The 14,357-nt window shown below is 37.8% G+C and carries 14 protein-coding genes; 10 read left to right on the top strand and 4 right to left on the bottom strand.

From position 1 onward, the window contains the following. Nucleotides 1-609 precede the first annotated feature (609 nt). From ABC357_RS09550 to ABC357_RS09535, 4 genes are all read left to right on the top strand, one after another. Nucleotides 610-1,857 carry a cation:dicarboxylate symporter family transporter gene (locus ABC357_RS09550; protein WP_412887276.1) on the top strand — a complete coding sequence of 416 codons (1,248 nt, stop codon included), beginning with the start codon at nt 610-612 and terminating at the stop codon, nt 1,855-1,857. 578 nt (nt 1,858-2,435) lie between these two features. After that, the gene (locus ABC357_RS09545; protein ID WP_412887275.1) at nt 2,436-2,903 is read left to right on the top strand and encodes a PH domain-containing protein; all 468 of its coding nucleotides are present in this window, start codon (nt 2,436-2,438) and stop codon (nt 2,901-2,903) included. Next, the gene (locus ABC357_RS09540) at nt 2,896-4,335 is read left to right on the top strand and encodes a PH domain-containing protein (RefSeq protein ID WP_412887274.1); all 1,440 of its coding nucleotides are present in this window, start codon (nt 2,896-2,898) and stop codon (nt 4,333-4,335) included. Before ABC357_RS09545 ends, ABC357_RS09540 begins: the two co-directional genes overlap by 8 nt. Nucleotides 4,336-4,375: 40 nt before the next feature. Beyond that, nucleotides 4,376-4,714, top strand: a complete 339-nt coding sequence (locus ABC357_RS09535) for a DUF3221 domain-containing protein (RefSeq protein ID WP_412887273.1) — start codon at nt 4,376-4,378, stop codon at nt 4,712-4,714. A 37-nt stretch (nt 4,715-4,751) separates the two neighbouring features. Here the strand turns inward: ABC357_RS09535 and ABC357_RS09530 are convergent, their stop codons facing one another. Continuing rightward, entirely contained in the window at nt 4,752-5,522 is a 771-nt protein-coding gene (locus ABC357_RS09530) for a Cof-type HAD-IIB family hydrolase (RefSeq protein ID WP_412887272.1), read from the bottom strand. 158 nt (nt 5,523-5,680) lie between these two features. Continuing rightward, nucleotides 5,681-7,846 (bottom strand): ATP-dependent Clp protease ATP-binding subunit, encoded by a 2,166-nt coding sequence (locus ABC357_RS09525; RefSeq protein WP_412887271.1) that lies wholly within the window; start codon nt 7,844-7,846, stop codon nt 5,681-5,683. Between the two features lie 204 nt (nt 7,847-8,050). Here ABC357_RS09525 and ABC357_RS09520 point away from each other — a divergent pair, with 204 nt between their 5' ends. Next, entirely contained in the window at nt 8,051-8,233 is a 183-nt protein-coding gene (locus tag ABC357_RS09520; protein WP_412887270.1) for a hypothetical protein, read from the top strand. A gap of 392 nt (nt 8,234-8,625) precedes the next feature. On the opposite strand, the gene ABC357_RS09515 is transcribed toward ABC357_RS09520, so the two are convergent. Beyond that, nucleotides 8,626-10,305: a sensor domain-containing protein gene (locus ABC357_RS09515; protein ID WP_412887269.1), complete on the bottom strand. Its 1,680-nt coding sequence runs from the start codon at nt 10,303-10,305 to the stop codon at nt 8,626-8,628. 524 nt (nt 10,306-10,829) lie between these two features. Between ABC357_RS09515 and wrbA the strand changes: the two genes are divergently transcribed. The 3 genes from wrbA (at nt 10,830) to ABC357_RS09500 (ending at nt 12,448) form a co-directional block, all read left to right on the top strand. Further along, a complete protein-coding gene (wrbA, locus tag ABC357_RS09510; RefSeq protein ID WP_412887268.1) occupies nt 10,830-11,444 on the top strand; it encodes an NAD(P)H:quinone oxidoreductase in 615 nt (204 codons plus the stop codon). Between the two features lie 136 nt (nt 11,445-11,580). Next, the gene (locus tag ABC357_RS09505; RefSeq protein ID WP_412887267.1) at nt 11,581-12,069 is read left to right on the top strand and encodes a MarR family winged helix-turn-helix transcriptional regulator; all 489 of its coding nucleotides are present in this window, start codon (nt 11,581-11,583) and stop codon (nt 12,067-12,069) included. A gap of 169 nt (nt 12,070-12,238) precedes the next feature. Next, a complete protein-coding gene (locus ABC357_RS09500) occupies nt 12,239-12,448 on the top strand; it encodes a hypothetical protein (RefSeq protein WP_412887266.1) in 210 nt (69 codons plus the stop codon). A 133-nt stretch (nt 12,449-12,581) separates the two neighbouring features. On the opposite strand, the gene lepB is transcribed toward ABC357_RS09500, so the two are convergent. Continuing rightward, nucleotides 12,582-13,109: a signal peptidase I gene (gene lepB / locus ABC357_RS09495; protein ID WP_412887265.1), complete on the bottom strand. Its 528-nt coding sequence runs from the start codon at nt 13,107-13,109 to the stop codon at nt 12,582-12,584. A 170-nt stretch (nt 13,110-13,279) separates the two neighbouring features. Between lepB and ABC357_RS09490 the strand changes: the two genes are divergently transcribed. Both ABC357_RS09490 and ABC357_RS09485 read left to right on the top strand, forming a co-directional pair. Next, complete coding sequence (locus tag ABC357_RS09490) at nt 13,280-14,014, top strand: metallophosphoesterase family protein (protein ID WP_412887264.1); 735 nt, start codon at nt 13,280-13,282, stop codon at nt 14,012-14,014. Nucleotides 14,015-14,042: 28 nt separating this feature from the next. Further along, the gene (locus ABC357_RS09485; protein WP_412887263.1) at nt 14,043-14,279 is read left to right on the top strand and encodes a hypothetical protein; all 237 of its coding nucleotides are present in this window, start codon (nt 14,043-14,045) and stop codon (nt 14,277-14,279) included. The last annotated feature ends 78 nt before the right edge of the window (nt 14,280-14,357 follow it).

Raw genomic sequence — 14,357 nt, 5'->3', positions numbered from 1 at the left:
TTCTAATCGTGATAAGCTACTGAGATTGTGTGTTGTTTTTTCGGAAAAAGATATACTAGAAAAAGAGCAAAACCCGATTGAAAAAAAAGTCATTTTTTAAAAATGGGGGTTAACAATATTTTGAGAGGGTATCATCATTCCTTTAAAAAAATAAAAAAAGATTGTTTTCCAATAGAAATCAATGAAATTAACGATTATGTAACGATTTTAAAATAGTGGTATTTTTTAATATCTATATTAGAAAAATGACAAATTGTGCAAAATGGACTGCCAGAAACCAAAAAACAAATAAAAGTAGGAAAAAGCACATTTCTTTATTTGTGGAAGTAATCTTGATATACTAAATTTCTGAAATACTATTTTTATTGAGAGTTTTCTTAGAAACAGGGGGGATTAGTGGCTTTAAGCCGCTTTAGGGGGAAATTAAGCAAAAGGGCCGTGTATCTAATTCTTTTACCCAACAACTGACCTTTCGTACTTTTTCAGAAAACAGAATGGCAAGCATCCGTGCTAGCGGTGTAAAGTCGACTTTTTCCATAGGGAAAGCCTGTTTTCGCATAGTCATATTGCTGTATACAGCAAGATTCTTTCTGAAGGTGAGGTTGTTAGATGAAAAAAATTAGCTTAGCGAGTCAAATTCTTATTGGATTGGTTGTCGGAATCATTGTCGGTGCTATTTTCTACGGCAATGACCATATTGCGAGCGTGTTGCAGCCAATCGGTGATATCTTTCTTCGTTTAATTAAAATGATTGTTGTTCCGATTATTGTGTCCAGTATTATTATTGCCGTTGCAGGTGTAGGCGATCTTAAGCACTTAGGCAAAATCGGCGGAAAAACGCTTCTTTATTTTGAAATTGTGACAACGATCGCAATAGTCGTTGGCATTCTGGCTGCGAATATTTTGCACCCAGGAACAGGCATTAACATGCAAGAACTAAATCAAACGGATATCGGAAGTTATTTGGATACAGCGGAGAAAACTGAATCCAAAGGATTGGTAGAGACCATTGTCAATATTGTTCCGACAAATCCGATTGCCGCAATCGCAAATGGCGATATGCTGGCAATTATCTTCTTTTCATTGATCTTTGGACTGGGCGTATCAGCCATCGGGGCTAAAGGTAAGCCGGTACTGGCCTTTTTTGAAGGCGTTGCCAGTACGATGTTCTATGTGACGAACCAAGTTATGAAAGTGGCTCCATTCGGCGTTTTTGCCTTAATCGGAATTACTGTTTCCAAGTTTGGGCTGGCTTCACTCATTCCATTAGGCAAACTCGTATTATCAGTCTACGGTACTATGATCTTCTTTATTGTGGTTGTGATGGGCCTCATTGCCAAACTAGTTGGCTTCAATTTGTTTACATTAATCAAATTGATCAAAGAGGAATTAATCCTTGCGTTTTCGACAGCAAGTTCAGAAGCAGTCCTTCCGCGAATTATGGAAAAAGTTGAGAAGGCTGGCTGTCCGAAGCACGTTGCTTCATTTGTCATACCTACCGGCTATTCATTCAACCTGGATGGTTCAACCTTGTATCAAGCGCTAGCAGCCATCTTTATAGCCCAGATGTACGGAATAGATATGAGTATATCCGCTCAAATTTCTCTTCTGCTCGCATTGATGGTTACTTCAAAGGGTATTGCCGGTGTGCCTGGCGTCTCATTTGTTGTCCTTCTTGCTACTCTAGGAACTGTCGGTATTCCGGTTGAAGGGCTTGCGTTCATCGCTGGAATTGATCGTATTCTAGATATGGGAAGAACAGTTGTTAACGTAATTGGGAATTCACTGGCTGCTATTGTGATTTCGAAATGGGAAGGGAACTTTGACCCGAATCGCGCAACAAAGGCAGAAGTGTAAAGTGATGCATACTAGAAAGCCCTCCAATTTGCTACTCTCCCCCTAATGATTTCAGAATCTATCGAAAAATTGAATAATAAACATCCATGATTTAGCTAATGGATGGATAAGAATAATTAAAACGCAGTGAAGCCCACTGCGTTTTTTTGTCATATAGTTTTGATGAATAACTACTCCACAAAAACGCTGCTTTCTCCACAAACAAGAATGGAACATAAGTATCATACTGATTATACTGTTAAAATATAATAATGGTATTTATAGAAGTGAAGAACCTGAGGGAAGTAGATTTTAAACTTCATAGAAGGAAAAAAACAAGATTCAGAATAGAAAAACTGGATGAAGTACATAAATGGATGTAAAGACCTACCCATAGGAACGAAAAATGAATAGTATAAGATAATATTTAACAGATTATACGCAATTAATGGATTCCCGTTAAACCAGAAAGATAGAACCATATCATTAAGGGTCTATTACTAGAAAAACAAAAGTCCTAAGGGTTATTATTGTTATTGAACGTTTATCTAAAAAAGAATAATAGAGTACAAAAAGCCAATAGTTAAGGGGAAGAATATATGACCAATGTGGACAAAGGAAGCACAATAATATGGATATTGGAGGCAATCAAATCCTCAATCATTCCTATTATTGTTGCTTCAGGAGCAGCATATTTATTTAGGGAAACTGATTTCTTATTATTCGCTATACTCTTATATCTGGTGTATAAAATCTATGATATGTTGTTAGAAATAATATTGAGCCCTTTCAAACAAAAAAATACTTCTTATCAAGTAATTGAACACTTTTTGTATGTGAGGAAGGGCGGGTTATCGAAAAAAGAGTATACGATTCCATTAAAGAAAATTCAGCATTATGATGTTGAAAAGACATTTTTTTCTCGTTTTTTTGACTTATATTCTTTAAGTATATATACAGCAGGGGACGCTCACTATATTGAATATATAAAACTAAGTGAGGTTAACAAACTGAAGGAACCAATTACAAAATATGTTCTAAGCAAAGAGGCTGACATAGATGAGTAAGCAAAGAGATAATATTATTGAGTTTTTGTACCATACTTTTGATAGTATAAAGACTCAGGTATGGCCGCTCTTGGGACTGGTCATTGCTTTTATTGGGGCTAAAAATCATTACGCAATCTATATAAAAGCAGCTTTTTATATGTTCATTGTACTGCTTGTGATCTATTCATTTTTAAAATGGATCAATAAAACATTTGAATTCAAAGATTCTTTCATCCGTATTTCAGAAGGAGTATTCAGTAAAAAGGTAAATGAAATACCGTATAAAAGAGTAAAGTCTATTACAACTACAGATTCTTTACCAAAACGATTATTTAGTATTTCAAACTTTTCACTGGAACTAATAGGAGGAAGTAGTGTTACCTTTGTATTAGCTAATAAGCATATTAAACGTGTAAAAGAACAAATATTCCCTGATTTTCTGCTTCAGATGGTTAAGGTTAAAAATAGCACAAAGTTAACACCGTTTGGCTACTTATTATTATCCACTTCCAGCTTGAAAGTTTTATTAATGGCTTTTCCGGCAGCATTAACTACATTTAGTTTTATATTAGGTTTTTTAAGTAAGCACTACGATGAAAAACAAGCAACTGGAAAAGAGTTAATAAAAGAATTTGCAGATATAAATTTACTCAATCCAGAAATTTTAACAGCCATATTAATATGTGTAGCGGCAGTATTAGTCCTGACCTACATAATTAGCTTCGGATATATATTTGTTACATATAGTAATTTTTCTATTAGAGGTACTGGTAAAGAAGTCATTGTTGAACAGGGAAGATTTAACCGAAAGGCTTTTCATATTCCAAGAAAGCATATGAGAACTCTTCGAATCGTTGAACCTATTTTTTATAGATGGTTCGGCTATGTTCAGCTTGAAATAGATTGTGTTGGGTTTTATGATTCAGGATCCACTTCCATATTAATCGCTCCTGTCATTAAAAAAAATGAAGTATCATCCGTGTTAAATAGATATTTTCCAGAGTTTAAAGAGCAAATTCTGGATATAACGCCAAATCAAAACGCATTCTTCTTTTATTATAATAATTGGATAACCCGTTTAGGAGTAGTATGTTTAATTATCACCGCTTACTTTGATTATTTTTTAATTGGATTAGCAGCATTTATAGTGCTCATAACTCCAAACGCTTATCTACAATGGAAATATGCCGGCTTAACATTTAACGATAGATATATAACTATTAGGCAAACGCATATACTTACAGTTGAAACTGTTATTACTTTTAAGAAATATGTACAAAGCGTCAATACGGCTCAAAGCTTCTTAATGAAGCGCAGACAGTTAAAGGATTATGGTTTCTCAGTTTATTCTGAAGATGTATTTGAAGAATTTTACATCGATAATTTATGCGAAAAGCAAGCGGTAGACTTTTTAAAATATCTTGAATCACCTTCTTCAAAAGTGAATTGAAACCACACTGTAGAATAATGTAAACAGGAGGACTGAAAAAATGAATGCTTTGCGCTATTCATTTATAAGTTTCACTTTTGCCATTCTTCTTTTTATGAGTGGATGCCTAGGGAAAGAGCCAACAATGACTGGTTATATTCTTGAAGTAGAAAAAGATAAAATATTGGTAGCTGAAAACATTTCTTTTGAACAATACGAGAATCTTAAACATAAAACAAATCGTGAGTTGTTTAAAGAGCAAATTTCGCTAATCTATCTCAGTTACGATGATGCAAGTAGCTTAAGAGTTGGCAACAAAGTGGATGTTTGGATAGACGGTGATATAGCTCTATCTAATCCTGCTCAAGCGGAGGCAAAAAAAATCGTCGTTAAAGAATAAGATGCCTTATTCTATTTATTGGCCAGCAGCCCGCTTTCTACAGGATCCCGAAATGGTTTAAAGCAAATTCTATTCCGTCTTCATCAACACATTTGGTGACAAAATCAGCCGCTGATTTGACTTTCTCATTTGCATTTCCCATTGCGATTCCAAGCCCGGATAGCTCTAACATATCTATATCGTTCTCTCCGTCTCCAAACGCGACTGCCTGTGCTGGCTCTAAATCGAAGTAGTCCAAAACGTGCTTTATGGCTAATGATTTGGATATTTCTTTTTCCAACACATTCAGAACGAATGGATGCCACCTCTCGAATCGTAGATGGGGGAATTCACGGGTGTATAACTCGGCTGACTGTTCATTGGCATATAAGCACATTAAATACACTTCTTTTTCGAAGATTCTCTTATCAACAGAAGGATAGACATCCAATGATAACGTCTCTTTCAATGTGTTGGCTATATCTCTATTTTCTATGCCGTTCATGCTTAATTCTTCCGTAAAGAAGGAAAGTCCGTGTTGATGGAAGGATGTAAAATCCATGAGGGCTTTGATTTGCTGCTTTTCTAATGGCACTTTATGCAGTATTTGTTCTTTGTGCTTCACGTATGCGCCATTTGCAGTAATGAGAGTATCAATCCCTAACGCCTTAATATCAGTGCATAGACTTAATGGTCTTCCAGTGGCAGCGACAAGGATAAACCCCCGGTCCTTCAATCTATGAATAGCAGTCCGTGCCGATAAGGGGATACTGCCATCGCGCTTCGTGATCGTCCCATCAACATCGAAAAATAATATTCTGTAATCCATGTTTCTCTCCTTATTCTCACAGTAATCCAATTTATGGAACTATTTCCATAAGGGTATTGTAATCCATGAAGAAAATAAACGGCAATAGATTTTTTTTGTTTAAAAAGGGGTCGATCAAAAAAAGCATTCCGTTGGAAGAAACGGAATGCTTTTTCTAATTACTTGCTGGCAATTTGAATATTGCCATCTGTCATGAAGGCTTTTAATTGTTTGGCTTCTGGTTTATCGAACATGAAATCTGCAATGGCATCTTCAAGATGCTCCTGAATGGCTCTTCTTAAAGGGCGGGCTCCGAATTCAGGGCTATAGCCGACATCCGCCAATTGTTCCTTCACTTCATTGCTGACTTCCAATGATAAGCCTTCAGCTTGTAGCATTTCATCTAATTCACCGAGCATAAGATCGATAATTTGGACAAGATGTTCTTTTTTCAAATGGTCGAACTCGATAATATTGTCAAAGCGGTTTAGGAATTCCGGTTTGAAGTAATGTACCAGGCTTTGCATAATGGTTGTTTTTTCTTCTTCCGCGCCTTCTTTGTTGAAACCGACTTTTTTATCCTTAAATCCTGCTCCTGCATTACTTGTCATGATAATGACGGTATCTTTAAAGTTGACAGTGCGCCCTTGGCTGTCTGTTAAACGTCCATCCTCTAAAATTTGCAGGAACATATGCATGACGTCCGGATGGGCTTTTTCGATTTCATCCAACAATACGATGCTATATGGATGTCTTCTTACTTTTTCAGTCAATTGGCCTGCTTCTTCATGGCCGACATATCCTGGAGGTGAACCGATCAATTTGGACACGCTGTGTTTTTCCATGTATTCACTCATATCCAGCCGGACCATTGCATCTCTTGTACCGAATAATTCTTCAGCCAATGCTTTCGATAATTCGGTTTTACCGACGCCGGTAGGACCGACGAAAAGGAAGGAACCGATCGGGCGGTTTTTTGCTTTTAAGCCTGCACGGCTTCTGCGGATAGCTTTGGCCACTTTTTGAACCGCTACTTCCTGGCCGATGACTTTCTTGTTCAAGTCCTCCTGAAGGTGTTTCATACGCTTCATTTCGTCTTCCTGCATTTTGCCAACAGGAATGCCCGTTTTATTGGCAATGATCTCTTGAATATGATCTATTGTTACGATTGGTTTTACTGCGTTTCCAGCTTCAAGCATTTTTTCCAATTTAGCTTCTTCGTCGCGAAGGGAAGCCGCTTTTTCATAGTTTTCTTTATTTAAAGCCGCTTCTTTTTCTTTATAGATGGCTGTCAATCGTTGTTTGACGGCTTCTTCGTCATCACTTTCAATTGTTAGGTTCAATTTTGAGCCCGCTTCATCCATTAGATCGATTGCTTTATCAGGCAAGAATCGGTCCTGGATATAACGGTGGGAAAGGTCTACAGCCGCTTTTAGTGCCTCATCTGTATAAGATACATTGTGGAAGGACTCGTATCGTTCCTTCAGTCCGTTTAGGATATCCAATGCTTCTTCTATACTCGGTTCATCGACTTGGACCGGTTGGAATCGGCGTTCCAACGCGCCGTCTTTTTCTATCTGGCGGTATTCAGCTAACGTTGTGGCACCGACCAGCTGTATCTCGCCTCTAGCCAATGCAGGTTTTAAAATATTTCCGGCATCCATGGAGCCTTCTGCAGAACCGGCTCCAACCAATTGATGAATTTCATCAATGAAGAGGATGACATTTTTTCGGGCCTGCAATTCAGATATTAATTGCTTCATTCTTTCTTCAAACTGTCCGCGAATGCCTGTATTTGATACGAGTGAAGCGACATCCAGCAAATAGACTTCCTTCGAACGTAATTTAGAAGGCACTGCGCCTTCTGCAATCTTAAGTGCCAAGCCTTCTGCAATGGCTGTTTTACCGACACCGGGTTCACCAATTAAGACTGGATTGTTTTTAGTCCGTCTATTTAAAATTTCAATGACTCTTTTCACTTCTTTTTCCCTGCCGATGACAGGATCAATCAATCCTGCTTTGGCATTTGCCGTTAAATTCCGTCCGTACTGATCTAACAATCCGCCGCCGCGTGATCCTGGCTGAGCTTCAGCGCCAGGCTGGTTCATAGGTTGCTCAGCTTGTTCATTCGGCATTTGCGGCATGCCGTTTGCGCCATTAGCAAAAAACGGATTGGCTGTGAAAGGGGATAGGCCGAAAAGGCCACCCATTTGAGGCATGGCGCCCAATTTTGCTTTTTCTTCTCTATAGCAAGCAGAGCACAGATGATGTTTTTCTTGATGTCCGTTAACTCGAAGTTGCAGCTGTACAGTTGCTTGTTGTTTTTGACATTTTTCACATAACATATGTGACTCCTCCTTATGATCATGAATATTCTCCAAACCCATTTGGTCAATTTGACTTTGACTATCTTTGACCTTATCTATAGTATACTCTGATCTTTTTTGACTTTCAAGTGTTTTGCTTTCTTTTTTGGATGGAAAATAGACTTTTCATTTCTATACAAATTTAGGGAAGTGGGGCATATACCTATAAAGAGGTGACTGAAAATGGCAATGGATCAATGGAGTTGGTTTCAGATTGTTGTGTTTCTCCTCATTTGGCTGATTATGATATTGGTAGCTGCGGTTTTGATTGCTGTTAGAAATAAGAAAAGGAGTAAAGAAACTGAACCAAGGCACTTGCCGGGATCCGAAAAACAGAGTATAGAGCAAAAGGAGAATATAAAATAGAAGGAATAGTGGTACAAAAACTTATTTTAAGGGAATTTTAAGAAAACTATCCTATGATTGGTTTGTAAGTGAACATTTTCTTTACCTTTAACTCCTATATGTTTCCTTTTAATCCAGCCATTCTTTTTGGCTGGCTTTTTTTAATGTAAGGACGCTCCTAAAGAGTCGTATTCAATTCACAGCCACGAAATGAAATAAGTTTGGGAAATCGATGTGAGTCAAGAAGAGGATGTACAAAAGAAGGAATTGAAGATTTGGCTGCAAGGAAAATGGACGGGGAATGAAAGAAGGATGACTACATCAAGATGCCGAACGTATAAGGCCGATGATCGTTATGCATACTAACCGTTTAATGGGGCAGCGATTTAAGTAGGAAAGCCGCCCCGTTATCATTAATGTAAATGAATAAATGATTCCGCCAGTTTCTTTGTTATGTCATGCACGGTTAATGGCTTGGAAAAATAATAGCCTTGTATGATATCACAGCCATGTTCCTTTAACATATGTAATTCCTTTTCCGTTTCGACACCCTCCGCAACAATCTGAAGATGGAGGGCGTGCCCAAGAACGATAATAGCATTCACAACATCGATATCTTTGCTGTTGTCACAGCCTTGAATGAAGGATTGGTCAATTTTTAATTCATCTATCGGAAATGTTTTTAAATACTGAAACGATGAATATCCTGTTCCAAAATCGTCAATCGATATTTGAATGCCCATTCTTTTAAGTTCCATCAGTGTCTCATAGACTTCATCCGTATTATTCATCATGCAGTATTCGGTTATTTCCATTCGTAGCATAGAAGGATTAATTCCGCTTTTCTCAATTATGTATTTCACTTTATCAATAAAAAAGACTTCATTAAGTTGGATGGGAGAGATATTAATGGCAATCTCTACCTCTATGCCAAGATCACTTTTCCATTGCTCGATTTGCCGGACAGCCGTTTTGATCACCCATTCACCGAGCTCCAAAATGAGTCCGCTTTCCTCGGCTAAAGGAATGAAGGAACTAGGGGGAATATAGCCAAGTTCATTGTCATTCCATCTGAGTAACGCTTCTGCACCAGTGATTGTTCCAGTCCGTAAGTCCATTTTTGGCTGATAATACAATTGCAATGTATCTTGTTCAATAGCTTGCCGAAGCTTGGTTTCAATGGTTATATCATACGGAAATGTATCTAAATAAGGTTCAAAGCGCAAGTAATGGCTGTTAGGGTAGGTGCGGGCCTTTCTGAGGGCAATAAAGGCATTGCGAATCAGATCTTCAAAAGATAATGCCTCATCTGGGAAAGTGCATCCGCCAATACTTACATTGACAAAGATATTATTGGAATCAATTATAAATGGCTGTTTGAATAGGTCAATGGTTTTACTGGCTACTCTGTCAATATCTAAGGCATTGTCCAATATGATAATGAATTCATCGCTGGTGTTTCTATAAACAGTGCTCTCATCCCCGCAGACGCTCTTTAACCGGGAAGCAACCTGCACCAATAATTGGTTTCCTGTAGGATATCCATATCCTTGGTTAATCAATTTGAAACGGTTAATATTGACGTACAGCAGCCCTATTGTTTTTTGTTCATTATATTCGATTTGATACTGGACTCTTTTTTCTAGTAATCTGCGATTTGGCAGACTGGTAAGCTCATCATAGTAAGCGAGTTTTTTGATTTCGTTAATATACATTTGATCGGTTATGTCTGTTCGGAAAGACAAGAATTTATAGGGCTTACCGTAATCATCGAGCAACGGGACAATAACCGTTTTCAACCAAAATAAGGAACCGTCCTTTGTACGGTTGCATACATCCCCTGACCATTTCTTTCCGTTATGTATCGTTTGAAGCATATCCCGAAAAAAAGCTTTCGGGTGGTATCCTGAGTTGACGATCCGGTGATTGTTGCCAAGGAGTTCTTTTTCACTGTATTTTGACACTCTTTGAAATTCCTTGTTTACGCTCGTAATGTTTCCATCAAGATCCGTGGTGGTGACAATGACCGTTTCAAATAGTGCATCCATGAGCTGCTGTAGTTCACTGTATGTCCATTCCATATTATCAGCCAACTAGTTTCCCTCCAATCATTTATATTAAAATAATAATTTTTTTATAATGATGTTAATTTGATTGTACAATGTTTTGATTGTTGAAAACAATGAATCTTCTGTTACCGTTTCCTTTACTATTTATGTCTGTAATAGAAAGCTGTTGTTGACAATGCATCATTTTGCCTGCGTCTTGAATAGAGGACTGGCGTAAGAATTTCCTATATAGGGTTATCATTGACTATGTCTACCAATTTTTGAAATAGCGGGATTGGATAAAAATAGTTATAGAATAATAATGTCACTAAATTGACATGAGGTAATTCAGTTTAAGGAAAGGCAATCAAGGCAATAGAAATAAAGATTAGTTTATTTGGCGGAGTACCTGAAGCATTAATGAAAAAAAACAGTAGGGAAAGGGAAGCACATTCCTTTACAATCTATCAGATTACTAATAAACTGATAGATGTGGTGTTCATCAGTGCTTACATACTTCTCTGATATAGCCAACTGATGTACAAATAAAAGAGATGGAGTGATTGAATATGGAAAATGTTAAAGTAGCAGTCATTTATTACAGTTCAACAGGAACAAACCATAAGATGGCAGAATGGGCGGCAGAAGCGGCAAAAGAAACTGGCGCGGAAGTAAAATTAGTGAAAATACCTGAGTTGGCCCCTGATGTTGCCATTGATAGCAACCCTGCATGGCGTACACATGTGGATGCAACACAACATGTACCTGAAGCAACATTGGCAGACCTCGAATGGGCAGATGCCTATATCTTCAGTATCCCAACAAGATTCGGCAATGTCCCTGGCCAAGTAAAACAATTCATTGATACTGCGGGCGGTTTATGGGCACAAGGGAAAACAGTCAACAAAGTGGTCAGCGCGATGTCGTCTGCCCAAAATGCACATGGTGGTCAAGAACAAACGATTCTGGCTTTGTATACAACTATGCACCATTGGGGAGCGATTGTTGTTGCACCTGGTTATGCAGATCCATCAACCTTTGCTGCTGGCGGAAACCCATACGGAACAAGTGTAACGGTTCCTGCTCCAGGAGAAATGAACGAAGACGCAGAAGCTGCTGTTAAATTCCAGGCTAAACGTACGGCTACCGTAGCCAAATGGGTTAAAGCAGGTATGCAAGCATAATAAAGGTAACCTTATTACGGAATAAATAAAACAATCATATTAAAACCTCTTTTTCCGATCACATCTATTGACAGATTGTCAGGTTACTAATAAACTGACAATAACAATAGAGTTAATGAGGAAAGAAGAGGTTTTTTTGAATAAAAAATGGTTTACACATGATAATACGACAAGCTTATTGATATGGCTGCGCATCGGCCGCTTCTATCAACGGAGCAACCAGCTTTCGAATGGATACTTAGATCAGTTTGGATTGACCATTAACCAATTTGATACCATGGTGCAAATTGCCGCCCATCAGCCATTGACACAAATGGAACTGGCAGAACAGTTGATGATCAGCAGGGGAGGAATCTCGCATATGCTGAAACGGCTTGAAAAGGAAGGGCTCATTGCAAGAAAGCAGGAATGGAAAATCAAGTATATTTCATTGACTGAAAAGGGCCAAGCCATAATTGATAAGGTACTGCCGTTACAATCTGATTTCCAGGCATCAATGGTGAATGATGCATTGGATGAAAAAGAACAAAAACACTTGCTCCGTTTATTAAAAAAAGTGCATCGGCATAGTTTAGAAATGTCGGTTCCCAACGTTAGCAGCAAAAAAGAAACGGAAAACGAATGAACTGTTAAAAAGAGCCGCTCTTCAAAGAGAGGCTCTTTTTTAAAATTCCAATTTAACTATGTTCCTAATTATCAAAAGTAAATGAAATTTATATTGGTAAACAAATGGATAAATAGTATAATAACGGTAAAAATGAACACTTTCCTTTATTTAGAAAGGGGGAATGATTGTGTCAATTGGTTTAGCAGCAGTCATACTGATCTTTTCTGTTCCTTTATTGAAAGTTGTTTCCAGCCATCTTGAAAAAACAAAGGAAATAAAAAGGGATATAATTCGGGACCAGCTTGAATTAGAAAGACTCAAAAATGAAAATTTTAAGCTTGAAACAGAAAAACTAAGGTTAGAATTGGAGCAATCGACAAAAAATATTCTTTTATAATGTTATAGGCTTAGCCAGTTTATATGTATTAGGATAACGAAAGCTCGGCCTTTATCCAACATATAAGGAGTACATAAGACTGCTTTGCTAAAAGAAAAAGAGAAGGCATATGCCTTCTCTTTTTTAGGGGGAGTTACTTATTAAAACCTGCATGATCCAAAGGATAGTAGGTAAATTTGACAACACCAATTAATGATTTTTCATGAATGGGGCCGAATAGGAGACTATCATTACTTTTTTGCCGGTTATCCCCCAAAACAAAGTAATGCCCTTTTGGAACAATTGCATCAAAGTTCCCCGTAAGCAGATCGCCGAATCCGATAGCAGCTTTTAACGGAGCCAAATAAGGTTCTTTCACTAATCGATTATTTATGTAAAGCTGATCGTCAATCATTTGCAAATGGTCACCCGGCAATCCGATTATACGTTTAATATAAATGTGGTTAGAATAAGGTGCATGAAAGGTGATAATATCAAATCTCTTTGGCGTTGAAACTTTACTTATGATAACTCTATCTTTATTTTCATACGTAGGTTCCATGGACTCACCGGAAACCATTTTGGGCGTAATGATCAATTGTTCGCATATAAAAACAATCAGGAAGGCAACCAATAAAGACTTCATCCAAGAAAATAATTCTTCTTTAACAGACTTTTTCATACGCCACTTCCTTTTGAAAGATGATCTTTTCTATATTTTACCACTGATAATGCATGAATGAAATGACATTTGCCTGCTGTTTTTCATTAATCAACCTGGGATAAAACATGCTACAATAATAATATATGGAACGTAAGGGTTGGATTATTTGGACAACAGGGGGAGTTCAGATGAAAGACAATGTGTTTGCTATTAGCGACATACATGGACAGTACACCTATATGATGGAACTGCTGAAGAATTGGGATAAAGAAATGAAGCTTGTCATTATCGGTGATTGTATAGATCGAGGAGAGGATTCATCCAAGGTTGTCGTTGAATTAATGAAATTGAAACAGCACTATGGAGATCAGATTATTTTAATAAAAGGCAACCATGAAGATATGCTGATGAAATTCTTGGATGATCCAACAGAAGAAAATGGCCAAAGATATTTTCGGAATGGCGGCGATCTTACGATTAAGCAATTCACAGGTTTAGATGACCTGAGCGGCATGGATTATCCTCAAATAGCTGAGTTAATGTCCAGGGCAATCGGAAAAACAAACTATCTAAAAGAGCTGAAGCTTTACTATGAGTATGGCAATATCCTATTTATCCATGCAGGGATTGATCCAGCGCTTTCTGATTGGCGTGATACCGATCCCCATAAAATGGTTTGGATCAGAGGAAATTGGGAGCAACCGAACAAAACAGGAAAGGTTATTGTTTTCGGCCATACACCCACCCAGGAAATACATACTGACAGAACGAATGGGATTTGGCTCAATGAGAAAGCTGATTATATTGATATTGACGGCGGATCAGTATACGGCGGGCAATTAAATGCAGTCATCTTAAATAAACAAGGGCAGATTCTTCAAACGTTCTCTGTTGAATCAGACCATGTAGCATTCGTTGACTAATGGGACATGCCAAAGAAAGGAGCCAATCATGCTATCGATCGGATTAGTTGCGGTTGTGATGATTTTTTCAGTCCCCATCCTTGCCATTATTTTAGATCACAGAGGGAAATCATCTAAATTGAAAAATGAATTTATGAAAGATCAAATTGAACTTGAAAGACTGAAACAGGAAAATTTCATTGCTGAAACGAAGAAACTGCAGTTGGAGTTGAAGAAAATGGAGTTGGAACTTCAGGATCCGTTATTGTTGGAGAAGAAAAAGTAAATGATTCATATGGATCCAATGGGTACAGACCATTTTATTAGTAACAGTGAAAAGAGGCCGGACGGGTGCTACCGGCCT

The organism is Bacillus kalamii (genome assembly GCF_047238185.1).
In the GTDB taxonomy this organism is placed as follows: domain Bacteria; phylum Bacillota; class Bacilli; order Bacillales; family DSM-1321; genus Bacillus_AD.
This window is presented reverse-complemented; position numbering and strand designations above follow the sequence as displayed.

Coding starts and splice junctions, on each gene's coding strand:
- ABC357_RS09530 (WP_412887272.1), bottom strand. CDS start 5,522: ATGGATTACAGAATATTATTTTTCGATGTTGATGGGACGATCACGAAG.
- ABC357_RS09490 (WP_412887264.1), top strand. CDS start 13,280: ATGAAAGACAATGTGTTTGCTATTAGCGACATACATGGACAGTACACC.
- ABC357_RS09525 (WP_412887271.1), bottom strand. CDS start 7,846: ATGTTATGTGAAAAATGTCAAAAACAACAAGCAACTGTACAGCTGCAA.
- ABC357_RS09550 (WP_412887276.1), top strand. CDS start 610: ATGAAAAAAATTAGCTTAGCGAGTCAAATTCTTATTGGATTGGTTGTC.
- ABC357_RS09485 (WP_412887263.1), top strand. CDS start 14,043: ATGCTATCGATCGGATTAGTTGCGGTTGTGATGATTTTTTCAGTCCCC.
- ABC357_RS09520 (WP_412887270.1), top strand. CDS start 8,051: ATGGCAATGGATCAATGGAGTTGGTTTCAGATTGTTGTGTTTCTCCTC.
- lepB (WP_412887265.1), bottom strand. CDS start 13,109: ATGAAAAAGTCTGTTAAAGAAGAATTATTTTCTTGGATGAAGTCTTTA.
- ABC357_RS09540 (WP_412887274.1), top strand. CDS start 2,896: ATGAGTAAGCAAAGAGATAATATTATTGAGTTTTTGTACCATACTTTT.
- ABC357_RS09545 (WP_412887275.1), top strand. CDS start 2,436: ATGACCAATGTGGACAAAGGAAGCACAATAATATGGATATTGGAGGCA.
- wrbA (WP_412887268.1), top strand. CDS start 10,830: ATGGAAAATGTTAAAGTAGCAGTCATTTATTACAGTTCAACAGGAACA.
- ABC357_RS09535 (WP_412887273.1), top strand. CDS start 4,376: ATGAATGCTTTGCGCTATTCATTTATAAGTTTCACTTTTGCCATTCTT.